Origin of the sequence: Alkalitalea saponilacus (assembly GCF_900168165.1) — a bacterium.
Taxonomy (GTDB): Bacteria; Bacteroidota; Bacteroidia; order Bacteroidales; family Marinilabiliaceae; genus Natronoflexus; species Natronoflexus saponilacus.
The window spans coordinates 423,488-447,306 of sequence record NZ_FUYV01000001.1; the positions used below are offsets into that span (position 1 = coordinate 423,488).

The 23,819-nt window shown below is 41.5% G+C and carries 19 protein-coding genes; 16 read left to right on the forward strand and 3 right to left on the reverse strand.

Features of this window, described 5'->3' with window-relative positions:
• Positions 1–19: 19 nt before the first annotated feature.
• Genes B5X70_RS01505 through scpA form a run of 3 tightly spaced genes read left to right on the forward strand, consistent with a single transcriptional unit; the run spans position 20 to position 4,516 of the window.
• Entirely contained in the window at positions 20–1,879 is a 1,860-nt protein-coding gene (locus B5X70_RS01505) for a methylmalonyl-CoA mutase family protein (protein ID WP_079556079.1), read from the forward strand.
• A 46-nt stretch (positions 1,880–1,925) separates the two neighbouring features.
• Positions 1,926–2,312 (forward strand): GxxExxY protein, encoded by a 387-nt coding sequence (locus B5X70_RS01510; protein WP_079556080.1) that lies wholly within the window; start codon positions 1,926–1,928, stop codon positions 2,310–2,312.
• 53 nt (positions 2,313–2,365) lie between these two features.
• Positions 2,366–4,516 carry a methylmalonyl-CoA mutase gene (scpA, locus tag B5X70_RS01515; RefSeq protein WP_079556081.1) on the forward strand — a complete coding sequence of 717 codons (2,151 nt, stop codon included), beginning with the start codon at positions 2,366–2,368 and terminating at the stop codon, positions 4,514–4,516.
• A gap of 118 nt (positions 4,517–4,634) precedes the next feature.
• Here the strand turns inward: scpA and B5X70_RS01520 are convergent, their stop codons facing one another.
• Entirely contained in the window at positions 4,635–5,030 is a 396-nt protein-coding gene (locus B5X70_RS01520; protein WP_079556082.1) for a bacteriohemerythrin, read from the reverse strand.
• 98 nt (positions 5,031–5,128) lie between these two features.
• Entirely contained in the window at positions 5,129–5,524 is a 396-nt protein-coding gene (locus B5X70_RS01525) for a bacteriohemerythrin (RefSeq protein ID WP_079556083.1), read from the reverse strand.
• Between the two features lie 299 nt (positions 5,525–5,823).
• Here B5X70_RS01525 and B5X70_RS01530 point away from each other — a divergent pair, with 299 nt between their 5' ends.
• From B5X70_RS01530 to B5X70_RS01540, 3 genes are all read left to right on the forward strand, one after another.
• Positions 5,824–7,401 (forward strand): methyl-accepting chemotaxis protein, encoded by a 1,578-nt coding sequence (locus B5X70_RS01530; protein ID WP_079556084.1) that lies wholly within the window; start codon positions 5,824–5,826, stop codon positions 7,399–7,401.
• 152 nt (positions 7,402–7,553) lie between these two features.
• Positions 7,554–8,285, forward strand: a complete 732-nt coding sequence (locus tag B5X70_RS01535; RefSeq protein WP_079556085.1) for a CDP-alcohol phosphatidyltransferase family protein — start codon at positions 7,554–7,556, stop codon at positions 8,283–8,285.
• Between the two features lie 190 nt (positions 8,286–8,475).
• Positions 8,476–10,473, forward strand: a complete 1,998-nt coding sequence (locus tag B5X70_RS01540) for a glycoside hydrolase family 97 protein (protein ID WP_079556086.1) — start codon at positions 8,476–8,478, stop codon at positions 10,471–10,473.
• 98 nt (positions 10,474–10,571) lie between these two features.
• On the opposite strand, the gene carB is transcribed toward B5X70_RS01540, so the two are convergent.
• Positions 10,572–13,796 (reverse strand): carbamoyl-phosphate synthase (glutamine-hydrolyzing) large subunit, encoded by a 3,225-nt coding sequence (gene carB, locus B5X70_RS01545; RefSeq protein WP_079556087.1) that lies wholly within the window; start codon positions 13,794–13,796, stop codon positions 10,572–10,574.
• A 360-nt stretch (positions 13,797–14,156) separates the two neighbouring features.
• Here carB and argR point away from each other — a divergent pair, with 360 nt between their 5' ends.
• The 10 genes from argR (at position 14,157) to B5X70_RS01595 (ending at position 23,744) form a co-directional block, all read left to right on the forward strand.
• Positions 14,157–14,636: an arginine repressor gene (gene argR / locus B5X70_RS01550; RefSeq protein ID WP_079556088.1), complete on the forward strand. Its 480-nt coding sequence runs from the start codon at positions 14,157–14,159 to the stop codon at positions 14,634–14,636.
• Positions 14,637–14,698: 62 nt separating this feature from the next.
• Positions 14,699–15,400: a GNAT family N-acetyltransferase gene (locus tag B5X70_RS01555; RefSeq protein WP_079556089.1), complete on the forward strand. Its 702-nt coding sequence runs from the start codon at positions 14,699–14,701 to the stop codon at positions 15,398–15,400.
• Positions 15,401–15,430: 30 nt separating this feature from the next.
• A complete protein-coding gene (locus B5X70_RS01560) occupies positions 15,431–16,633 on the forward strand; it encodes an argininosuccinate synthase (protein WP_079556090.1) in 1,203 nt (400 codons plus the stop codon).
• A 3-nt stretch (positions 16,634–16,636) separates the two neighbouring features.
• Entirely contained in the window at positions 16,637–17,602 is a 966-nt protein-coding gene (gene argC, locus B5X70_RS01565; RefSeq protein ID WP_079556091.1) for an N-acetyl-gamma-glutamyl-phosphate reductase, read from the forward strand.
• A gap of 14 nt (positions 17,603–17,616) precedes the next feature.
• Entirely contained in the window at positions 17,617–18,759 is a 1,143-nt protein-coding gene (locus tag B5X70_RS01570) for an aspartate aminotransferase family protein (RefSeq protein ID WP_079556092.1), read from the forward strand.
• 23 nt (positions 18,760–18,782) lie between these two features.
• Positions 18,783–19,409 carry an NUMOD4 domain-containing protein gene (locus tag B5X70_RS01575; protein ID WP_079556093.1) on the forward strand — a complete coding sequence of 209 codons (627 nt, stop codon included), beginning with the start codon at positions 18,783–18,785 and terminating at the stop codon, positions 19,407–19,409.
• 139 nt (positions 19,410–19,548) lie between these two features.
• On the forward strand, positions 19,549–20,355 hold the full coding sequence (proC, locus tag B5X70_RS01580; RefSeq protein WP_079556094.1) for a pyrroline-5-carboxylate reductase: 807 nt from the start codon (positions 19,549–19,551) through the stop codon (positions 20,353–20,355).
• Between the two features lie 27 nt (positions 20,356–20,382).
• Positions 20,383–21,459, forward strand: coding sequence for a glutamate 5-kinase (gene proB, locus B5X70_RS01585; protein ID WP_232468404.1), 1,077 nt, complete (start codon positions 20,383–20,385; stop codon positions 21,457–21,459).
• 59 nt (positions 21,460–21,518) lie between these two features.
• Complete coding sequence (locus B5X70_RS01590) at positions 21,519–22,766, forward strand: glutamate-5-semialdehyde dehydrogenase (RefSeq protein ID WP_079556096.1); 1,248 nt, start codon at positions 21,519–21,521, stop codon at positions 22,764–22,766.
• A 12-nt stretch (positions 22,767–22,778) separates the two neighbouring features.
• Positions 22,779–23,744, forward strand: coding sequence for an N-acetylornithine carbamoyltransferase (locus B5X70_RS01595; protein ID WP_079556097.1), 966 nt, complete (start codon positions 22,779–22,781; stop codon positions 23,742–23,744).
• Positions 23,745–23,819 lie beyond the last annotated feature (75 nt).

A 23,819-nucleotide genomic window follows, 5' to 3' on the forward strand; every position in this document is an offset into this window, starting at 1 on the left:
ATTATAAAACAGTTACATTATGGCAGATAAATCAAATCAACCGCTGTTTGCAGATTTCCCCCCTGTTTCAACACAGGAGTGGATGGATAAGATAACAGCGGATCTCAAAGGTGCTGACTTTGAGAAAAAACTCGTTTGGAAAACCAACGAGGGTTTTAGTGTGCAACCTTTCTACCGTGAAGAGGATCTGGATAAATTCAGTTACCTCAGTTCGCTTCCCGGAGAATTTCCCTATGTGAGGGGAACCAAGAACACCAATAAATGGCTGATTCGTCAGGACATTGTGGTGAAGGACGCTAAAACAGCCAACGAAAAAGCCCTGAATTTGCTGACCAAAGGTGTTAACTCTCTGGGATTCATTTTTGAGGATGAAAATCTGATTTCAAAAGAGAGCGTGGCACAACTTCTGAACAATTTGGTGTCGAACGAAGTGGAAATCAACTTCAGTACCCGTCATGGAAACAAGAAATTGCTTCAGTTGGTGGTGGCTGAGTTCCGGTCTCAAAACCGTGAACTTGGTATGGTTTCAGGATCTATCAATTTTGACCCGGTTGGCCAACTCACCATTTCAGGAAAATCCTGTGAGACTATTGAAAAAACAATGGTGCATGTTGCTGAAGTGGTTAATGAAGCAAAGGATTTTCCAGCCTTTCAAACCATTAGTGTAAATGGTCGTTATTTTGGCAATGCCGGTTCAACCATCTTACAGGAGCTGGCTTTTGCCTTATCAATGGGTAATGAATACCTGTCGCAATTAACCGATCGTGGAATCAATATTAACGATGCAGCCAAAGCCATTCGTTTTAATTTGAGTGTTGGCTCAAATTACTTTATGGAGATAGCAAAACTTCGTGCAGCTCGTTTATTATGGTCAACCATCGTTAAAGAATACAAACCATCGGGCAACGATGTTTGTAAAATGGTGGTTCATTCCGAAACATCCGAGTTTAACAAAACCGTTTATGATCCTTATGTGAACATGCTTCGTACTCAAACCGAAGCCATGTCGGCTTCCATTGGCGGATGTCACTCTCTCACTGTTCAACCTTTTGATAAGATTTTCAGAACACCAGGTGAGATCAGTGAAAGAATTGCACGCAATCAGCAATTACTGCTCAAGGAGGAATCATATTTCAGCATGATAACCGACCCCTCTGCCGGAAGTTACTATATTGAAGCACTTACCGACAGCATTGCAAAAGAGGCGTGGAAACTTTTCCTTGAAGTTGAAGCTAAAGGAGGATACCTGGCTGCTTTGAAGGATGGCTTTATTCAAAATCAGATTGAAGAAGCGGCAGATTTACAACGCAAAACATTGGCTCAAAGAAGATCTGTTATGGTTGGTACTAACCAGTACCCCAACACATCAGAAAAAGTAGCCGAAGCAATCGATGCAGCAGTATTTAATAAAAATACCGCAGAAGGCGATGAAATTAAGCCAATTAACCTGTTCCGTAACGCCGAAGAGTTCGAATCATTGCGTTTTGCCACCGAACAAGCAGCCAAAAGACCAAAAGTCTTTATGTTGACCTACGGAAATCTGGCCATGCGTTTGGCTCGCTCACAGTTTTCGGGCAACTTCTTTGGCTGCGCCGGTTATGAAATCATCGATAATTTAGGGTTTTCTACCGTTGAAGATGGCGTAGAGGCAGCATTAAAAGCCAATGCCGACATCGTGGTGCTTTGCTCCTCCGATGATGAATACATTGACGCTGCACCTCTTGCTTTTGAAAAGCTGGGCGGAAAGGCACAGTTCGTTGTTGCCGGTGCACCCGCATGTATGGATGACCTTAAAGCCATAGGCATTGAACATTTTATTAATGTTCGCAGCAACGTGCTCGAAACTTTGAAAGAGTTCAATAAACTATTAAATATCTAATTTCTAAACGCAGAGACGCTAAAGCGCAGAGCTTTTTTAGGAGAATATGCAAAGGGATCATCTAAACCATATTTCATCTCAAATAATTGGCGGAGCCATTGAAGTTCACAAAGAATTGGGTCCGGGATTACTTGAATCTGTTTATGCAGAGTGTCTCGCAAAAGAGCTGCGGAATAAAGGTCTTCTTGTTGAAGAACAAGTCGGGTTGCCTTTAATATATAAAGGTGAAGTATTGGGCAAAAATTTTTTTCTTGATTTTTTAATAGAGAAAGAGATAATAATAGAACTAAAGGCAGTTGAAGAGATTCATCCTGTTCACGAGGTTCAGTTGGTCACATATCTGAAATTAGCCGGGAAACGTTTGGGTTTATTAATTAATTTCAACGTTCCGGTACTTCAGAAGGGAATCTACCGAAAAGTGAATAATTTTTAGACAAAATATCAAAATCTTTGCGACTCTGTGTCTTTGCGTTAAAAAATAATAAAATGAAGCCGGATTTTTCAAAAATATCATTTCAAAAAGAGCCATGCGGAGCCAATGCTGCCGAATGGGCTCAAAAAAACGGGATTAAAAAAGACTGGGTAACCCCTGAGCGTATTCCCGTGAAACGTGCTTATACCAAGGAAGACTTGGCCGGAATGGAGCATCTGAATTATGCTGCCGGACTGCCTCCTTTCCTTCGCGGACCTTACTCCGGTATGTATGCCATGCGTCCCTGGACCATCCGTCAGTATGCAGGATTTTCAACAGCCGAAGAGTCTAACGCCTTTTATCGCAGAAACCTGGCTGCCGGACAGAAGGGTTTATCGGTAGCCTTTGACCTGGCTACTCACCGTGGTTACGATTCTGATCACGAACGTGTGGTAGGTGATGTGGGTAAAGCAGGAGTTGCCATCGACTCCATCCTGGACATGAAGGTGCTCTTTGACGGTATTCCGTTGGATAAAATGTCGGTGTCAATGACCATGAATGGTGCAGTATTGCCGGTTATGGCTTTTTACATCGTTGCCGGACTAGAGCAGGGTTGTAAGCTGGAGGATCTTTCAGGAACCATTCAGAACGATATCTTGAAGGAGTTTATGGTGCGTAATACCTATATTTACCCACCGGAGTTCTCAATGAAAGTGATTGCTGACATCTTTGAATATACTTCCAAGTATATGCCTAAATTCAACAGCATCTCCATCTCGGGATACCACATGCAGGAAGCGGGAGCTACGGCCGACATTGAGTTGGCATATACGCTGGCAGATGGACTGGAATACCTTCGTACCGGAGTTGATGCAGGTTTGAGTGTGGATGCTTTTGCACCACGTCTGTCCTTCTTTTGGGCTGTAGGGATGAACCACTTCATGGAAATCGCCAAAATGCGTGCCGCTCGTATGTTGTGGGCAAAAATTGTAAAGCAATTCGATCCCAAAAATCCAAAATCTCTGGCTTTGAGAACTCACTCTCAAACTTCAGGATGGTCGCTAACAGAGCAGGATCCTTACAACAACGTTGGAAGGACTTGTATTGAGGCCATGGCTGCGGCCTTAGGTCACACACAGTCGTTGCACACCAATGCGTTGGACGAAGCCATCGCCTTGCCAACCGATTTCTCTGCACGTATTGCACGTAACACCCAGTTGTTCATCCAGGAGGAGACACAAATTTGTCGCGCCATTGATCCATGGGCCGGTTCATACTATGTAGAATCGCTAACCAACGAATTGGCCGAAAAAGCATGGACGCTGATTCAGGAAGTTGAAGAGATGGGCGGAATGGCTAAAGCCATTGAGACCGGATTACCAAAAATGCGCATTGAAGAAGCCGCCGCACGTACACAAGCGAAAATTGACAGTGGAAAGCAGGTCATTGTAGGAACCAACCGGTTCCGTCTAGAGAAAGAAGATCCCATTGATATTCTTGATATTGATAACACTGCAGTTCGTAAGTCTCAGATTGAGCGCCTTCAGAAGTTAAGGGCTGATAGAAATGAAGACGAAGTTCAAGCTGCACTTAAAGCCATTACCAAGTGCGTGGAGACAGGAAAAGGTAACCTGTTGGAACTGGCAGTGGATGCTGCTCAAAAACGCGCTTCATTGGGTGAGATTTCTTATGCATGTGAAACCATAGTAGGAAGATATAAAGCTGTGATACGTTCAATACATGGAGTTTACTCTTCAGAGGCAGGCGATGACAATGACTTTGCTCAAGCTCAGGAGTTGGCGCGCAAGTTTGCTGAAATAGAAGGTCGCCAGCCACGTATTATGGTGGCAAAAATGGGGCAAGACGGCCACGACCGCGGAGCCAAAGTTGTAGCAACCGGTTATGCCGATATCGGTTTTGATGTGGACATGGGGCCATTGTTCCAGACTCCGGCCGAAGCTGCCAAGCAGGCTGTGGAGAATGATGTTCATGTGATGGGAGTTTCTTCACTTGCTGCCGGACATAAAACTTTGGTGCCTCAGGTTATTGAGGAACTTAAAAAGCTAGGCCGCGAAGACATCATGGTCATCGCCGGTGGTGTTATTCCAAGTCAGGATTACCAATATCTTTATGATGCGGGTGTTGTAGGAATATTTGGCCCCGGAACTTCCGTTGCCAAAGCTGCTGTTGACATACTTAATTTGTTACTTGAAGTCCGGAAATAATTATTCCGGTACTGTTGATATAAAAACAGGGGTTGCCAATTATGGCAACCCCTGTTTTTGTCATTCTCAATCTGTGTTTTATCTTTTCATTCAACCATAAACAAGAGACATTTTCAGGTTATATCTGTTTTTCCGCAAAGGCAGCATATTGCTGATCTTCTGTCATGATGTGTTGGGTAATCCAATCTTTTATAAAGTTGGTGACTTCAAATGATACCAGCAACTTACCACTCTTAAACTTGGTGTAAAAGTCTTCAGTTTTGGTAATGAATTCGCGATGTTCTTTTATGTGTTCATCTATTCTGGGATAGTTAATGGATAACATAAATTCTTCTTCATTGGCAAAGTGAGTCTTTGTGTAGTTGATTAGGTTTTCAATCAATCGACTCATATTTTCATTAGAAGCTTTATTACTTAAGCCTTCATAGAAATCGTTCAGTGCCTTAAAAAGTGATTGATGTTCCTGGTCAATTGATTGGTTGTTGACACTGAAATTGTCATTCCATTTTATCATTGTTTGAATACTTCTTAGGTTAAATTAATTAGATACTTAATTGGTTCAAGAATGTGAAAATAAAAAATGTCTGGCTAAAATCAAATGTTTATGGATGGCTACTGGCCATCCACATATCTTGCATATTGCTGATCGGTTCCTTTTATGTGGTTGATGAGCCATGTTTTTAGGAAATTGGTAACCTCAAGGGAGAGTATCAGTTTCCCTTCCTTTATTTTTTCATAAAAGCCGGTAATTTTTTCAACATAGAATGCATGTATTTCCTGATGTTCTTTCAAATCAGGATAGTTTACCGATTTCATAAACTCTTCTTCACTTGCAAAGTGATATTTAGTGTAATCAAGCATAGCAAGAACAAGTTGTTCAAGTTTCTCTTTAGGACTACCATCCAGAATTCCCTGGTAAAAGTTGTTCAGGATTTCTATCCATTTTTGGTGTTCTTTATCCAATCCTTCGTTTGAAACAGATAAATCCGGCGTCCATTTTACTTGCATAATACAATGTTTTAGTAAGGTTTAAATTGAACTTTTTATACGTATTGGGAAGTTAAAAAGTTCTATTTATTCCCAATAATTTCAATTAACTTGGCTTTAATTTATAGCTCAAAGTAAAGAATAGTGATCAAAGTGTTGGTGATTTAATGTTTTAGGCTTCATATTTATAATTCCTCATACAGTCGATTTTTTAAAAAAGTTATAATTAAGTTAAATGTGAAACCTCTTTTTTCACTTCTCGTAAGTATGCTTGTTATTAATTATTAGTCAACCATTCCATTAAAATCATAATCATAACAATGATCAAAGTGTTCTTTTCAAAGCTGAAAAACAAAATTGCGTTTTTCACCGGTGTAGCAATGTTTGTTTTAGCGGCACTAATTACAACAACATTTTCATACATTACTTACCGAAATGGAGTGCGTCAAATAGAAGATCTCGAGGTTAGATTGATGGATAACCTCGACCTATTATTAATTAGTGAGGTGGAAACTGCTGTTTCAATGTTGAAGGGCTTTAATGATAAAATTGTTTCAGGAGAGCTTGGATATGAAGAAGGAACTCGTTTAGCAGCTGATGTTTTAAGAGAATTGAGATTTGGTGAAGAGGGATACTTCTGGGCCGACACCAAAGATGGAACCAATGTTGTATTGCCGGGAAGTACAGGGGTGGAAGGTTTTAACAGAATTGATCTGGTTGATTCCCATGGGAATGAATTTATAAGAGATATCTTAAACGCAGGGATTTCCGGAGGGGGATTTGCCGAGTATTGGTTTCCAAAATTAGGAGAGACTGAGGCATTGCCTAAAAGAGGATACTCTTTACTGTTTGAACCTTTTGGCTGGGTCATAGGTACCGGTCTTTATTATGACGATATTGAAGAAGCGGTTCAAACCATTCGGGTTCAACGTCAGGAGGACTTGACAAGAACCATCGTTTGGGTAGTCTTAATCGCATTGATATTTGTGCTTTTGGGATTGGGTTTTGCCTATTATGCAGGTTTGAAAATTTCCAATCCAATATCAGATTTATCAAATAAAACCAGGGAGGTTGCCGGAGGAAACCTCTCAGTTGAGGTGGAGTCAAGATTGAATGATGAGGTGGGAGATTTGTCACGTTCTTTGGCAAATATGATCAAAAAGTTGCAGCAGATTGTAATGGAAATTTCCGAAGGAGCGTCCAATGTGGTAGTTGCTTCTCAACAAATGAGTAGTGCCTCCCAAATAATTGCAGATGGGGCATCGGAACAGGCTGCTTCAACCGAGGAGATTGGGACTTCAATGGAAGAGATGGTTTCGAGTATAATGCAGAACACCGATAATGCAAATAAGGCCGATTCTGTTGTAAATGAGTCTGAGCAGAGTATGGCACAATTAACCGATGCATTTAAGGAAACTCTGGAGGCCATGGAGCAAATTACCTCCCGAATTACCATTATTAAGGAAATAAGTACCCAAACAAATTTGCTTGCGCTTAATGCTGCGGTTGAAGCCGCACGAGCCGGCGATGCCGGAAGAGGATTCAGTGTGGTAGCCGGTGAGGTTAAAAAGCTGTCAGAAAATACCCAACGTGCCGCCAATGACATTTCGCAGTTAAGCAAGAATAGTCTGGCTGTGGCTAAACATGCCTGGGAATTACTTGAAAAACTGATTCCCGAGTTTCAGCAAACAGCAATTTTGGTTAAAGAGATTTCCGCATCCAGTGGAGAACAAAGAACTGGAGCCGATATGATCAATGCTGCTGTGCAATCGATGGTGAATGTGACCAACCAAAACTCTGCTTCGTCAGAGGAATTGGCTTCAAGTTCCGAAGAACTAGCATCGCAGGCAGAAAGCCTGAAGGATGCCGTCAATTTTTTCAAGTTTAAGTCAAGTTGACGCAGTCCTGTAACAAGCCATTTTTTTTGTAATGATTTCTAATATTTAGATTTTATGCATTAGCTTTGTCACAATTCATTCTGTGTGTACAGAATGAATCTGAATGTTTTGAAATCGGATTCGTTTCATGATCTTTTTAATTTGATGAAGCTATGAAGCTAAAACAGCATATTCCAAACACAATAACAAGTTTGAATCTTTTATTAGGAACGGTAGGCATCTATCTTGCAGTTGTAGGTAGGCCGGATTTAACAGCTTGGTGTATTTTAGCTGCGGCACTGCTTGATTTTATGGATGGATTTGCAGCCAGAATGCTCAATGCCTACAGTGACATTGGGAAAGATCTGGATTCGCTTGCTGATCTGATAAGTTTTGGAGTCGCTCCTGCTGCCGTTTTCTCGTCATTGATTCATTTTCATTACACAGGCACCTGGGGTGGGGCATTTCTTTCTCTCCCTTTTCTGCAAATGTTGATGGTGCTTGCACCTTTTGTTTTGGCAGTTTTTGCCGCTCTTCGTTTGGCGAAATTTAACAACGATGACCGACAGAGCGATACCTTTTTGGGATTAACTACCACAGCAACGGGGATGTTTGCAGTTTCTCTGGCGTATCTCATCGTAATACGGGAAGGGGCTTGGCTCCAGCTTACAAATCCATGGGTGGTGATTTTTATTGTATTTGTTTTTTCTGCACTTTTAGTGAGCGAAATTCCTATGTTTTCACTTAAGTTTTCTCATTTTAAATGGAAAGGAAATGAGCCCCGTTTCCTTCTTATGGCACTTTCATTGATGGCTATTATATTTACCGGAGTTGGCGCTTTTGCATTTATTATTCCTTTATATATAGTCTTATCTCTGTTCTTAACCATGAATAAAAGTTCGTAGTATCATACCACGTTAGGGAATCATCTTTCCCATATAAATTGCCGGTTTTGTAGACATTTGCACCCCAGTTTCACGAGCAAACATTACATTTTATCCATAACTGTAATACATTCTTCCCCTGTCAGAATTCAGATATATTTGTTAATTTGTATTCCGTTTGGAATGCTAATGTTAATTTGAATATATTATTATGAAGAGACTCTTTTTTATTTCATTTTTTATGGGGTTGTTGCTGAATGCTTGTAGTGACAAAGATGTAGCAACCGTTTCATCACCCGATCGAAATGTGCAGGTTAAGTTCGAATTGGTTGATGGAGAACCTTTTTACAGCGTAATATATAATGGTCGAAAAGCCATTGAGCCATCTGCTATGGGATTTATACTTAGAGATCAGGCTCCGCTTAAAGATAATTTTAAAATCGTAGATGCACGTTTATCATCTCATGATGAAGTTTGGGAGCAGGTATGGGGTGAGAAGCAGTTTATTCGTGATCATCACAACGAACTATGGATAGATATTCAGGAAGATGGGGGCGAAGAGAGGATGATGAGCATTGTCTTCAGGGTGTTCGATAATGGAGTAGCTTTTCGCTACATCATACCTGAGCAGGAACATATAGGTGAATTTGTGATCATGGATGAGTTGACTGAATTTGCCATGACCGGCGATCACAAAGCATGGTGGATAGGTGCGTATCAGGAGCACAGATATGAGTATCTATATGAAGAAACTCCCATCAGCAGAATGGATACGGTACATACACCTGTTACGTTTCAAACCAATGATGGAATGTATATCTCTCTTCATGAAGCTGCATTGGTCGATTATGCCAGTTATACCGTAGCTCCGTTAGGAAATAACAGGTTGAAAACTGATCTGGTTCCCTGGGCTGATGGAACAAAAGTGAAAACCCAATCACCCATGCAAACTCCGTGGAGAACCATACAGCTTGCAGAAAAGCCAGGAGATCTTATCACAAACTACATGGTGTTGAATCTGAATGAACCTAACAAACTTGATGATTTATCATATATTGAACCCAATAAATATATGGGAATTTGGTGGTCGCTGCATATTGGTAAAAGAACATTTTGGCTGGGGCCAATTCATGGCGCCACAACCGAGAATGCCAAATACTATATCGATTTTGCTTCCAAGCATGGGATTCCTCGTTTGTTGATTGAAGGTTGGAACCCCGGATGGACTATGGAGTGGTATCTGGATGCCATGCATGAGTTTGTATTTACTGAAACTGTTCCCGGATTTGATCTTACGGAAGTTGTAAACTATGGTAATGAAAGAGGAGTTAAAATTGTTGGATATCACGAAACCGGATCAAATCTTATCAATTATTTGGAACAAATAGATGAAGGTTTTCAGTTATACAAGGATCATGGGATTAATGACATCAAGATTGGACAGGTTGGTACCCGATTAAATATGAAGGAGTGGCATCATGGTCAGTTTGGTGTAAACTATTATGCTTATGTTGTTCAGAAAGCACACGAATATCAACTGGCTATTAATTTTCATGAACCAATTAAACCCACCGGGTTAAGAAGAACTTATCCAAATATAATGACAGCAGAGGGGATTCGCGGGCAGGAATATAATGCATGGAGTGAAGGTAACCCCCCAAACCATTATACCATTTTTCCGTTCACCAGAGCTTTGGCAGGGCCTATTGACTATACCCCCGGTATTTTTGATGTGATGATTAAGTATCGCGAAGGACGCAGAGTGCATACTACTGTTGCAAAGCAGTTGGCTCTTTATGTTCTGATTCATTCCCCCATTCAGATGCTGGCCGACTTACCTGAGAATTATGACGGACATCCGGCTTTCCAGTTTTTGCTTGATGTGCCTGTTGACTGGTATGATACCCAGGTTATAGATGCAGAAATAGGTGGGCATATCACGAAAGTGCGTCGCGACAGACACAGCGAGGAGTGGTATCTTGGCAGTGTGACCAACGAGAAGGCTCGTGAGTTCAACTATCAGTTGTCCTTTCTTGATGAGGGGCGTACCTATCTGGCTCAAATTTACGCCGACGGTGAAGGTGCTGATTGGGAAACCAACCCTGAACCGGTTGCCATTTCAGAAATGGAGGTGGATAGCAACACTATATTTAATATAAAACTGGCTGCAGGAGGTGGAAAAGCTGTCAGGTTTGTTCCCTTAAATTAGGTTCTCAAATAGAATCTGTCAGTAATTACTGTTTATATAAAAACCGATGCTGTTTTAAAAGCATCGGTTTTTATTTTCAGTTCTATTTTGAATGGGTTTTACTTATATTCATCCCAGCTCTTAATCGAAATATCATCCATACTCATTTTACAGAATGAATTGATAAAAGCACTTGCCAGCCTGGCATTGGTTATCAGTGGGATATTAAAATCAATACTGCTGCGTCGGATTTGGTAGCCATTTTTTAACTCTCCCTTGGTCAGGTTTTTGGGTATGTTGATTACCAAATCGAGTTTTTTATCCCTAATTAAGTCCATGGTATTGGGCTGTTTTTCCGGTTCATCCGGCCAGTGCAACAAGGTTGTTTTAACGCCGTTTTCTTCAAAAAACCTGTGTGTTCCCGAAGTTGCAAACAGATTATAACCTTTCTCGGAAAGAAGTCTTGCACTTGATAGTAATTCTATTTTATCCCTCAATGGCCCAGAAGAAATAAGGATGTTTTTCTCAGGAACCCGATACCCAACAGAAAGCATTGACTGCAAAACAGCGTCATAGTAATTGGTTCCAATACATCCAACCTCCCCTGTAGATGCCATATCCACTCCAAGAACCGGGTCGGCTTGCAATAATCTGGCAAAAGAAAATTGCGGAGCCTTAATGCCAACATAGTCCAGTTCGAAAAGACTTTTATTGGGTTTTTCAACCGACAGTCCCAGCATCACTCTGGTAGCAATGTCAATCAGGTTGACTTTAAGAACCTTTGAAACAAAGGGGAAGCTTCGGGATGCTCTCAGGTTACATTCAATGACTTTAATGTCGTTATCCTTTGCGAGCAACTGCATGTTAAATGGTCCTGAGATGTTAAGAGCAGCTGCTATTTTCCTGGAAATCTGTTTTACCCTTCGAATGGTTTCAATATATATTTTTTGCGGTGGAAATACAATGGTGGCATCTCCTGAGTGCACGCCTGCAAACTCAATGTGTTCTGAGATGGCATATGCCACTACTTCCCCGTTTCTTGCTACCGCATCTATTTCAATCTCTTTTGCCTGTTCAATGAATTCAGAAACCACTACCGGGTATTGTTTGGATACATTGGCGGCCAGTTCCAGAAAATGTTGAAGTTCCTCGCGGTTGCTTACCACATTCATGGCTGCACCTGACAGGACATAAGAGGGGCGAACAAGAACCGGAAACCCAACCTCATCAACAAACGTATAAATGTCCTCAATGGAGGTGAGTTCGCTCCATCGTGGCTGATCTATTTTTAAGTCATCCAGAAGTGAGGAGAATTTCTGGCGGTTTTCTGCCCTGTCGATATCTTCAGGGGCAGTTCCCAATATGGGGATGTTTTGGCGGTGCAGTCGCATGGCCAGATTGTTGGGAATCTGTCCTCCCACAGATATTACAACCCCTTTAGGAGATTCAAGGTCGGCAATGTCCAATACCCGTTCAAGAGTGAGCTCATCAAAAAAGAGGCGGTTACAAACATCGTAATCTGTACTTACAGTTTCCGGGTTGTAATTAATCATCACACTTCTGAAGCCCTGTTCATTCACTGTTTCAACAGCATTTACACTACACCAGTCAAATTCTACACTGCTGCCAATTCTATAGGCTCCTGATCCCAGAACAACTACCGAGCGACCATCTTTTTCAAATTCAACATCGTGATGAGTCCCATTGTATGTAAGATACAGGTAGTTGATTTTTGCCGGGAATTCACCGGCCAATGTGTCAATTTGCTTTACAACTGGTAAGATTGATTTTTGTTTTCTGTGCTCGCGAACCTTCAGTAACCCTTCCTCCATTTGGTGGTCGTGGGTTTTAAGAACGATTCGTGCAATCTGGAAATCTGAATAACCAAGCTTTTTGGCTTCAATCAATAGTTCGTCAGGCAGTTCATCAAGCGACGAATATTTTCCTAATTTTACTTTAAGGTCGGTTATGTTTTTTAGTTTCTCAAGAAACCATCTGTTTATTTTGCTGAGGTCATAAATTTCGTCAACGCTCATGCCCTGTTCAAGAGCTTCTGCTATAGCAAAAACCCTCTGGTCGGTCGGTTCGGTCAATTCTGTCCGTACGTCTTTATTTTTTAATGGCTGATTTCCAACAAATCCGTGCATTCCCTGACCAACCATTCGCAAGCCTTTCTGGATTGCTTCCTCGAAAGTACGTCCAATTGCCATGATTTCACCAACGCTTTTCATACTTGAGCCAATTTGGCGCGAAACGCCCGTGAATTTATTTAAATCCCATCTGGGGATTTTACAAACCACGTAATCCAAGGCTGGTTCAAAAAATGCAGATGTAACCTTCGTTACGGAATTCTTAAGTTCGTGCAATCCATAACCAAGTCCCAGTTTTGCGGCCACAAACGCCAGCGGATACCCGGTGGCTTTTGATGCCAGTGCACTGGAACGGGATAACCTTGCATTAACCTCAATAACCCGATAATCTTCCGAGTATGGGTCAAGTGCATACTGTACATTACATTCACCTACAATTCCAATATGCCTTATTATCTTAATGGCGAGTTCTCGTAGTTTATGATATTCTGAGTTGGATAAGGTTTGTGATGGTGCCACAACAATACTCTCTCCGGTATGAATTCCAAGAGGATCGAAATTTTCCATATTACAAACCGTAATGCAGTTGTTGTATGCATCCCGAACCACTTCGTATTCCACTTCTTTCCATCCTTTTAACGACTCTTCCACCAATATTTGATTGGAATAAGAAAAGGCGTTATCGGCACGGAGTTTCAACTCTTCCGGATTAGAGCAGAAGCCGCTGCCCATTCCTCCAAGCGTATAGGCTGCTCGCACTATAATGGGATATCCCATTTTTTCTGCTGCTTTTAATGCATCATTCACAGTGGTGACAGCCTGACTTCTTGGTGTTTTTACATCAATTTCAGCCAGTTTTCCGGCAAAAATTTCACGATCTTCAGTGTCAATGATTGATTGTACCGGTGTACCCAGCACTTCAACATTGTATTTCTCCAGAGTTCCCTGCTCAAAGAGCTTTACGCCACAGTTTAGAGCCGTTTGGCCACCAAAAGAAAGGAGAAGTCCGTCGGGCTTCTCCTTTATCAATACCTGCTCAACAAAATAAGGGGTTACCGGAAGAAAGTAAATCTTATCTGCCAGTTTCTCTGAGGTTTGAACTGTGGCAATGTTGGGATTGATAAGGATGGTGTAAACGCCTTCTTCTTTTAAAGCTTTAATGGCTTGCGAACCGGAGTAATCAAACTCGCCGGCTTCTCCAATTTTTAATGCTCCCGAACCAAGGATTACAACCTTGTTTACATGTTTTTTCATGCGAATGATGATATTTAGATAGATTTAGGAATCTTATTTGTGCAAATTTACATCATCTTTAAACAAAAATCATGTATATGATGATACTTTTTTTGTATATTTTTTGAATATGTAGAAATACTCACGTTTTCAGAGGGTGTTAAAAAATGTGGTTTAAAAACCACATTTCACAGGTGTTTGAATATTTTTTATCAAAACCGGAAAAAATATCTCCATTTCTTTTTGGATTGAATAATATTGTATAAATTTGCGCTTTGCTTGAATAATTATTCAGGTTTATAAAAAGGGGATAGCCATTTTACAGCATTGATTGGTTAAGCCCCTCGCTCTTTTTTAAACACATAACCTTAAGTCTTCACCATGAAGATAAAGACACAAAGAATAAATGCCATAATCAGGCTCATTGAAAAAAACAGGGTAGGAAGTCAGGAGGAACTGCTGGCATTGCTGGGAAAAGAGGGTTTTAGTACTACTCAGGCCACTCTGTCGCGTGACCTAAAGGCATTGAAAGTTGCCAAACAACCGGGCAATGACGGAGGATACATATATGTGCTGCCTGATGAAACAGTTGAGGTTGAAAAGGAGAATCTAAGAGAAGACTTCCCTTTGGGAGGAATATTGTCTCTTGAGTTTTCAGGAAATATGGCAGTGGTAAAAACCCGTCCGGGTTTTGCCAATGGTATTGCTTCTGTAATTGATGGACAGGGTTGTTATGAAATCCTTGGAACCATTGCCGGAGATGATACCATATTATTAATCTGCAGGGAAGGGATCAGCATTGAAGAAGTTCTCAGGTCGTTGGATATGTTTATTCCGGGCATTGAGGATAAAGTTTTGTAATGAAAATTTAGTTTTTTGTTATTCGGAGTTTAACCAGGGAACGATTAATTGTAAGTATTTTAATGGAGAAAAAGGTAACCATACATATTGCTTCAGAAAAACATCTGGAATATGTAGATGTCATCCTTCAAACAATTGCCGATGCGGCAAAAGTGAGAGGCACAGGAATTGCCAAGCGTAATCCTGAGTACGTGCGTCAGAAGATGATTGACGGGAAGGCGATTATTGCTTTGGCTGAAGGTGAGTTTGCAGGGTTTTGCTATATTGAATCATGGGGGCACGATAAGTTTGTGGCCAATTCGGGGTTGATTGTGGCAGACCAGTTTCGCGGACAGGGTTTGGCGAGAGACATCAAGCAAAAGGCGTTTGAGTTGTCCAGAAAAAAGTATCCAAAAGCGAAGATTTTTGGACTTACCACCGGGTTGGCCGTGATGAAAATCAATTCCGGACTGGGATATAAGCCTGTTACTTTTTCTGAGCTGACCGATGATGAACAGTTCTGGAAAGGTTGTCAAAGTTGTGTCAATTACGATATTCTGATGCGAACCAATCGCAAACACTGCCTTTGCACCGGAATGCTTTACGACCCGGAGAAAGAGGAGAAAAAGAAAAGCAAACCCAAACCATTGCCAAAAAGAAAACTGAAAGTTTACGAACGTTGGCTTCGGTTTAAGCGGTTCGTCTTTTTACAGGGCGGAAAGAGTAAAGCAAACGATAAATCCAACAAGAGTTTCTTCAGGAAACTGGTAGCCATTTTTGTATAAAAGCATAAACAGAATAAGATAGCATTAACTATGAAGGAAAAAGTAGTTGTAGCATACAGCGGAGGTTTAGATACCTCCTATTGCGTGAAATATTTAGCAAAGGAAAGAAACCTTGAAGTGTGGTCGGCCATTGCCAATACCGGCGGTTTTTCAGATGTTGAACTTAAAGACATTGAAGAGAAAGCCTATGGTTTAGGTGTTGCCAAACATGTGAGCCTTGATGTTACGGATGATTATTACAACAAGTGCATCCGTTACATGGTGTACGGAAACGTGTTGAAAAACAACACGTATCCTCTTTCAGTCTCTTCGGAGCGAATATTTCAGGCATTGGCCATAGTGGATTATGCACGCAACATTGGAGCTAAATATATTGCTCACGGGAGTACAGGTGCCGGTAACGATCAGGTTCGTTTCGACCTTACTTTCCAAATTCTGGCTCCCGATATCGAAATCATCACTCCAATCAGAGATCAGGTATTGAGCCGTGAAGCCGAAATTGAATACCTGAAAAAGGAAGGTGTGGAGCGCGACTGGACTAAAATGGCTTACTCCATAAATAAAGGACTTTGGGGAACAAGTATAGGCGGAAAAGAGACGCTTACATCAGACAAGGGACTGCCGGCAGAGGCGTATCCGTCGCAACCTCAAAAATCGGAGTCGGAAAAGCTCGAGCTTGAGTTTGCTAAAGGTGAGTTGGTTGGAGTTAACGGAAAATCTTTCGCCAATAAAATTGATGCCATAAAGGAAGTAGAGAAAATAGGTTCAGCATACGCCATTGGTCGCGATGTTCACGTGGGCGATACCATCATTGGAATTAAGGGACGTGTTGGTTTTGAAGCTGCTGCTCCAACCCTGATTATTAAAGCTCATCATTTATTGGAAAAGCACACGCTTACCAAATGGCAAATGTACTGGAAAGAGCAAATCTCAAATTGGTACGGCATGATGCTTCATGAAGCCATGTACCTCGAGCCGGTTTTGCGCGATATTGAAGCCTTTTTGGAAAGTACACAGCAGAATGTATCAGGAAAAGTTTATATCAACCTCCATCCATACCGTTTTGAAATGGTAGGAATTGACTCTGCACATGATTTGATGAAGAGTGATTTTGGCGAATACGGAGAAGTGAATAAAGCATGGAATGGAGATGATGTTAAAGGGTTTACAACCATTATTTCCAATTCATTGAAGATTTATAATAATGTAAATAAAGGGCAACTGGAGCTGTAAGATATGATTAAAGTTGGAATCATTGGAGGAGCCGGTTACACGGCAGGAGAACTTATCAGAATATTGTTGGGACATCCACAGGCAGAAATCTCATGGGTGTTGAGTTCAAGTCATGCAGGTCAACCGGTTTATAAGGTGCACACCGACTTGCTTGGAGACACCAATCTCGCATTTGATGAAAAGCCGGACTTCTCGTCAATTGATGTCTTGTATTTTTGCATGGGGCATGGAAAATCTGCGGAATTTATAGAGAATAATGAAATCCCTTCCAAGGTGAAAATCATTGACCTCAGTCATGATTTTCGTTTGAATGCAGCGGGTAATGATTTTGTGTATGGATTGCCGGAGCTGAATCGCGATGAAATTCGCAAAGCGCAAAAGGTTGCCAATCCTGGCTGCTTTGCTACTGCCATTCAGTTGGCTTTGTTGCCATTGGCTTCAGAAGGTTTGCTGAAAGAAACTCACATTCATGCCATCACCGGCTCTACGGGGGCAGGGCAAGCTCCCACCGGAACAACTCATTTTAGCTGGAGAAACAGCAATATATCAGTTTATAAAGCTTTTTCACATCAGCATCTCGGTGAAATAAGACAATCGATAAAACAGTTGATGCCTGTTTTTAATCTGCCATTAAATTTTGTCCCTCTCAGGGGCGATTTTACCCGTGGAATACTTGCATCGGTTTATCTCGATTGTGACTTGGATCAGAGCAGTGCCGCTGAATTATTCGACCGCTTTTATGCAGATGCGGCATTTACTATTCGATCAAACCAAAACATTGACCTTAAGCAGGTGGTGAACACCAATAAATGTCTGTTGCATCTGGCTAAATATGATGGTAAGCTGCATATCACAAGCATTATTGATAATCTTACAAAAGGCGCATCGGGTCAGGCAGTTCAGAATATGAATCTGATGTTTGGATTGGATGAAAAATGTGGACTCTATTTAAAACCTTCCGGTTTTTAAATTATTCGAAAAATATGAATTTATTTGATGTATATCCCTTAATGAATGTCACTCCTGTAAAGGCAAAGGATTGTGTCGTGTGGGACGATAAGGGCAACGAGTATCTAGATTTGTATGGCGGTCATGCCGTAATATCCATAGGTCATTCGCATCCTCATTACATAAAGCGAATTACTGGTCAACTTAACAATATAGGATTCTATTCCAACTCGGTTCAGAATCCATTGCAAGTGGAACTAGGCGAAAAGCTTGGTAAACTAAGCGGCCTTGAGAATTATTCTCTCTTTTTATGCAACTCGGGGGCAGAGGCCAACGAGAATGCGCTAAAACTGGCTTCTTTTCATACCGGCAAAAAGCGGGTGATTGCATTTGGTAAAGGTTTCCATGGAAGAACTTCCGCTGCTGTTGCAGTTACCGATAATTCAAAAATACAGGCTGAAGTTAATAAAGGACACCACTCCGTTATTTTACCTTTGAATGATTTGGTAGGAGTGAAAAATGAGATTGCCAATGGAGATGTTTGCGCAGTAATCATTGAAGGCATACAAGGTATTGGAGGCATTCGGGTGCCGGAAGCAGGATTTTTAACAGAGCTGGACAAACTGTGCCGCGAAACGGGCACAGTTTTAATTCTGGACGAAATCCAGTCGGGATATGGCCGATCAGGTTCGTTTTTTGCCTTTGAGGCATCAAATATTTCCCCGGACATCATTACAACAGCAAAGGGCATGGGAAATGGTTTCCCGGTAGGTGGTGTTTTAATCTCACCATCATTTGAGGCATCACACGGACTGTTGGGAACCACTTTTGGAGGAAATTATCTGGCATGTGCAGCATCTCTGGCCGTTTTGGAAGTAATGGAAGAGCAAAAACTGATTGAAAATGCCCGTAATGTAGGTCAATATCTTATGGATGAACTGGGCAAACTGGATGGGATTTCGGAGGTACGCGGTAGCGGACTGATGATAGGGATTGAGTTTGAAGGAAGTGTAGCCCCAATCAGAAAAGCGCTTTTGGATGAAAAGAGGATATTTACCGGTGTTTCATCAACCAATGTTATACGACTTTTACCTCCTCTAACCCTGACTCATGAAATGGCATCCCGATTTTTAGAGAGTTTTTCAGAGGTTTATAAATCCCCACAAAAAACATTGTAAAAGACCTATGAAGAATTGAAATTATGAAAAACACAAACCTGACTACCTGCCCTCAATTGAAAACTTCGTTTTGGAATGAGGAGTGGAAAGAGATTGTTTTCCCAAAAGGGGCATTGCGAAAGCGATATGCCATCAGTAATTATGGGCGTGTTGTCAGTTTCTCTGACAGCTTTGAAAACGCACGAATCGTTAAAGGCGGTACACTTAAAGGCTATAAAACTTTACCTTTACGACCGTTCGGTAAATCCACGACGTTTTATGTTCATAAATTAGTCGCTGAATACTTTTTGCCAAAACCCGAAGAAGGACAGCAATTTGTTTTACATCTGGATTATAACAAGACTAATAATTTTGTTTCAAATTTAAAATGGGCAAACAGAAAGGAGACTCTGGCTCATCAGCAGCATAATCCTACAGTTCTGGATGCTCGCCAAAAGGTCAAAGAGCGTATCCCCGTGGAAGGGCCAAAGTTAACCATGACACAGGTGATGAGATTAAAGAAAAAATTACTTGATCCTGATCGCAAGACAAAACTGAGAATTATTGCCAAACAATTTGGAGTAAGCGAGATGCAACTGCATCGCATACGGCGAGGAGAAAACTGGGGCCATGTTCAAGTACATTTTAATGATAATGTGGATGGATTATAAAAAACTATAGTTTTTTATATCTTTACGTGTTTGGAAAAACAATGATAATGTTGATTTTTGTCATGCTTTTGTTGGTTGGCTGATGATTCGCCGGGAATAGAAGCATAATTTAACCAGGTATAGAGAAGAATTTAGTTTTATGGAAAAAATAGCCATAATTGGAGGAGGAAACTTAGGATCAGCCATTGCACGTGGCTTGGTTCACACAAAAGCCTGCGATCCGCAAATGATTCATGTAACTCGTCGTAGAGCCCAATTGTTGGCTCCATTGGCTGGCTTTGGTGTTATAACGGGATCAAATAATCTGGAGGCTGTCAAATCTGCAAAAATTGTTTTTCTGGCCGTTAAGCCATACCAAATGAAGGACTTACTGGCTGAAATATCACCTGCCATTGCAGGTGATGCTGTATTGATTTCACTGGCTACAGGAATTGATAACAAAACTCTGTTGGAATTAAGCGGAGGCAAGAATGCCGTTTTTCGTGCCATGCCCAATACTGCTGTAGCCATTGGTCAGTCCATGACATGCCTGGCATCTTTGAATGCAACTCCCGATCAGGACGAAAAGGTGAAAGCTCTTTTTGAGCAATTGGGAACTGTTCAGTTCATCCCCGAAGAGTTGATGGCGGGTGCAACTGTCCTTGCCGCCTGCGGCATTGCTTTTGCATTGAGGTTTATTCGTGCAGCTACACAAGGTGGGATTGAAATTGGCTTTGGATCAGAGTTGGCTTTGAAAATTGCTTCCCAAACCGTTAAAGGAGCAGCACATCTGCTTATTGAGGGCGGAACTCACCCCGAGGCCGAAATTGATAAGGTTACAACCCCCAGAGGTATTACCATTTCAGGTTTGAATGAGATGGAGCATCAAGGGTTTAGTTCTTCTTTAATAAAAGGACTGATGGCTTCATATCAAAAAATTGAGAACGGAAGTAAACAGCAGAAGTAACAGTTCTAAAGCAGCGATATTATTAAAGTGTATAAAAGCATCACTATTAAAATAGGGTCGAACGTACTGACCCGCCCGGATGGTAAACTGGATGTGGAGCGCATGGCGCACATTACAGACCAAATTGCATTTCTGCATAAAAAAGGAGTTAAAGTTATTTTGGTCTCCTCTGGAGCAGTGGCAGCCGGCAGAAGCCTGGTAAATTATAAACACCGGAAAGATCCGGTGTCCGAGAGACAGTTGCTATCTTCAGTAGGACAAGTAAAGTTGGTTACCAATTATGCCTCATTGTTTGATATGCATAAAATGTCCTGTGCACAGGTATTGGTTACTAAAGAGGACTTCAGAACCAGGGAGCATTACCTGAATATGAAAAACTGTATTTCGGTGTTGCTTAATAATCAGATTGTCCCGATAATTAATGAGAATGATGCCGTTTCGGTAACGGCACTGATGTTTACAGACAATGATGAGTTGGCTGGTTTGGTGGCTTCTATGATGAACACTGAAGCCTTATTTATCCTTACCAATGTGGATGGGATATTCAATGGAAATCCCAATTCTCCTGATTCGCAGTTGGTAGAAGAAATTGATAGCGAAAATGTGGATTTGACCGGATATGTAACGACCCAGAAGAGCAACTTTGGAAGGGGTGGGATGCTAACCAAAGGACGGGTAGCACAGAGCACCGCCGCTGGAGGGATTTCAGTTCACATTGCCAATGGAACCAACGAAAATGTTATTACATTGTTGGCGTCTGATGCGGAATCTGTGAGACATACCCGTTTTTTGCCGGGAACACCACGACCGGCCGTAAAAAAATGGATGGCCTATTCAGCAGGATTTGCCAACAGCGAAGTGCACATAAATGAAGGTGCACGGCAGGCTCTTTTCTCTGCCAAAGCAACAAGCCTTTTGTTGGCCGGAGTCACTAGAATGGAGGGAGATTTTAAAAAGGGAGATTTGCTGAAAATTATTGATTTCAACAACAAGGTTGTTGGAATAGGCAAAGCCCAATATGACAGAAAAAAAGCGGATGAGCATAAGAATGATGCGAAGTATAAACCATTGGTTCATTATGATTATCTTTATTTGTTTTCATAGCTAAACCTTTAACCTTATTTTAGTTATCTGATGTTACAAAAATAAATGTCCAATATCATATGAGTGCTATTTCACAGATTCATAAAGCAAGAGAAGCCGCACTTGAAATGGTGCGAGTGAGCAGTGATACAAATCAAAAAGTTTTACTTGATCTTGCTGATCGAGCGGAGGCTGCCATTGAGGATTTGTTGGCAGCAAATCAAAAAGATCTGGAGAGAATGCCTGTAACTGATCCCCGGTACGACCGTCTGAAACTGACCGAAGAACGCATTCGTGCAATTGCAGGTGATCTGCGAAATGTTGCAGGAATGAATTCTCCAATTGGTGAAGTGCTGGAGCAGCGTGAAATGCCTAATGGGTTGAAATTACGTAAAATGAGAGTTGCTCTGGGAGTGGTGGGCGTGATTTACGAAGCCAGACCCAACGTTACTTTCGATGTTTTTGCACTTTGTTTCAGAACGGGAAATGTATCGGTACTAAAAGGCGGTCAAGATGCATGGTATTCCAATCAGGCAGTTGTTTCTTTAATCGAAGCCAGCTTAAAAGAATTTGGGGTTTCCACAGATGTGGTGCAACTTCTTCCTCCGGAAAGGGAAGCTGCCACAGAACTGATGAATGCTGTTGGTTATGTGGATGTGTTGATTCCAAGAGGTTCGCAAGGTTTGATCGATTCTGTACGTAATAATTCCAAAGTACCGGTAATAGAAACCGGGGCCGGAGTGGTTCATACATATTTTGATGAAACGGCTGACTTAATAAAAGGTAAAGAGGTCATTTTTAATGCTAAAACCCGCAGAGTAAGTGTGTGTAATGCGCTGGAGTGCTTATTGGTAAATCAATGCAGACTCGAAGAACTTGGAGAACTTGTGATGCCTCTTGCAGAGAAAAATGTTGTAATTGAGGCCGACGAATTGAGCTTTAAATTCTTGAAAGGCAAATATCCGGTAGAACTGTTAAAACCTGCCACAGAAGATTCGTGGGGTAGGGAGCATCTTGACTACAAACTCTCTGTAAAAGTGGTTGGCGGCATGGATGAAGCTTTGCAACACATAGCACGCTATAGTACAAAGCACAGCGAAGCCATCATCACTGCCAGCGAAGCTAATAAAGTACGTTTCTTCAGTGAAGTGGATGCCGCAGCTGTTTATGCCAACACATCCACGGCATTTACCGATGGAGCACAGTTTGGAATGGGTGCCGAAATCGGAATCAGTACCCAGAAATTGCATGCTCGTGGCCCAATGGCTTTGCCCGAATTAACCAGTTACAAATGGCTTATTGAAAGTGACGGATTAACCAGACCATAAATTATTAATTGTATGAAGAGATTTTTAACACCCGATGATATTGGCAGTTTTTCCAAAGCCTTGGAAGATGCTCGCAACGCAAAGAATAATCCTTATGCCGACCAGGCTTTAGGACGCAACAAAACGTTGCTTTTGCTCTTTTTTAACTCAAGTTTGAGAACACGGCTCAGCAGCCAGAGAGCCGGATTTAACCTTGGTATGAACGTTATCGTGATGGACATTAACAAGGATGGCTGGCAACTTGAAACAGAATTTGGGGTGGTGATGAATGGCGATAAGCCTGAGCATATTCGTGAAGCGGTGCCGGTTATGGGACGATACTGCGATATTATTGGTGTACGTTCTTTCGCAAAATTTGAAAACAAGGAGGAAGATTACAGTGAGAAAATCCTTAATCAGTTTATTGAACTTTCGGGTGTTCCTGTAATAAGCCTGGAGTCAGCAACCAGACACCCTCTGCAGGCATTTGCTGATTTGTTTACCATTGAAGAGTACAAAACAGTGGAACGTCCAAAAGTGGTTTTAACCTGGGCTCCACACCCAAAAGCATTACCTCAGGCCGTTCCTAACTCATTTGTGGAATGGATGAAGGTAGCCAATGTGGACTTGGTTGTAACCCATCCCAAAGGCTACGATCTGGCTCCCGAATTTATGGATGGGGTTAAGTATGAACCCGACCAGAGGAAAGCTTTTGAAGGTGCTGATTTTATTTACGCCAAGAACTGGGCCAGTTATTCTGATTACGGGAAAATTCTTTCCACCGATCGTTCATGGACTGTGGATGAAGAGAAGATGGCACTGACCAATAATGCGAAGTTTATGCATTGTCTACCCGTTCGTCGAAATATGATTGTGACCGATGGGGTTATTGAAAGTCCAAATTCGATTGTTATCGATGAAGCTGCTAACCGTGTTGTTTCAGCACAGGTTGTGCTGAAACGTATGTTGCAATACATCGCTGAAGAAGAAGATTTGTAACTGGGATAGATATAAGGTTATTAGATGTTAGATTTTGGTTTGATAATTAGATAAAAAAGAATCCATAATACAAAA

Excerpts from the sequence above, each read along its gene's own strand:
- B5X70_RS01505 (WP_079556079.1), top strand. The coding sequence starts at position 20 with ATGGCAGATAAATCAAATCAACCGCTGTTTGCAGATTTCCCCCCTGTT.
- B5X70_RS01510 (WP_079556080.1), top strand. The coding sequence starts at position 1,926 with ATGCAAAGGGATCATCTAAACCATATTTCATCTCAAATAATTGGCGGA.
- scpA (WP_079556081.1), top strand. The coding sequence starts at position 2,366 with ATGAAGCCGGATTTTTCAAAAATATCATTTCAAAAAGAGCCATGCGGA.
- B5X70_RS01520 (WP_079556082.1), bottom strand. The coding sequence starts at position 5,030 with ATGATAAAATGGAATGACAATTTCAGTGTCAACAACCAATCAATTGAC.
- B5X70_RS01525 (WP_079556083.1), bottom strand. The coding sequence starts at position 5,524 with ATGCAAGTAAAATGGACGCCGGATTTATCTGTTTCAAACGAAGGATTG.
- B5X70_RS01530 (WP_079556084.1), top strand. The coding sequence starts at position 5,824 with ATGATCAAAGTGTTCTTTTCAAAGCTGAAAAACAAAATTGCGTTTTTC.
- B5X70_RS01535 (WP_079556085.1), top strand. The coding sequence starts at position 7,554 with ATGAAGCTAAAACAGCATATTCCAAACACAATAACAAGTTTGAATCTT.
- B5X70_RS01540 (WP_079556086.1), top strand. The coding sequence starts at position 8,476 with ATGAAGAGACTCTTTTTTATTTCATTTTTTATGGGGTTGTTGCTGAAT.
- carB (WP_079556087.1), bottom strand. The coding sequence starts at position 13,796 with ATGAAAAAACATGTAAACAAGGTTGTAATCCTTGGTTCGGGAGCATTA.
- argR (WP_079556088.1), top strand. The coding sequence starts at position 14,157 with ATGAAGATAAAGACACAAAGAATAAATGCCATAATCAGGCTCATTGAA.
- B5X70_RS01555 (WP_079556089.1), top strand. The coding sequence starts at position 14,699 with ATGGAGAAAAAGGTAACCATACATATTGCTTCAGAAAAACATCTGGAA.
- B5X70_RS01560 (WP_079556090.1), top strand. The coding sequence starts at position 15,431 with ATGAAGGAAAAAGTAGTTGTAGCATACAGCGGAGGTTTAGATACCTCC.
- argC (WP_079556091.1), top strand. The coding sequence starts at position 16,637 with ATGATTAAAGTTGGAATCATTGGAGGAGCCGGTTACACGGCAGGAGAA.
- B5X70_RS01570 (WP_079556092.1), top strand. The coding sequence starts at position 17,617 with ATGAATTTATTTGATGTATATCCCTTAATGAATGTCACTCCTGTAAAG.
- B5X70_RS01575 (WP_079556093.1), top strand. The coding sequence starts at position 18,783 with ATGAAAAACACAAACCTGACTACCTGCCCTCAATTGAAAACTTCGTTT.
- proC (WP_079556094.1), top strand. The coding sequence starts at position 19,549 with ATGGAAAAAATAGCCATAATTGGAGGAGGAAACTTAGGATCAGCCATT.
- B5X70_RS01590 (WP_079556096.1), top strand. The coding sequence starts at position 21,519 with ATGAGTGCTATTTCACAGATTCATAAAGCAAGAGAAGCCGCACTTGAA.
- B5X70_RS01595 (WP_079556097.1), top strand. The coding sequence starts at position 22,779 with ATGAAGAGATTTTTAACACCCGATGATATTGGCAGTTTTTCCAAAGCC.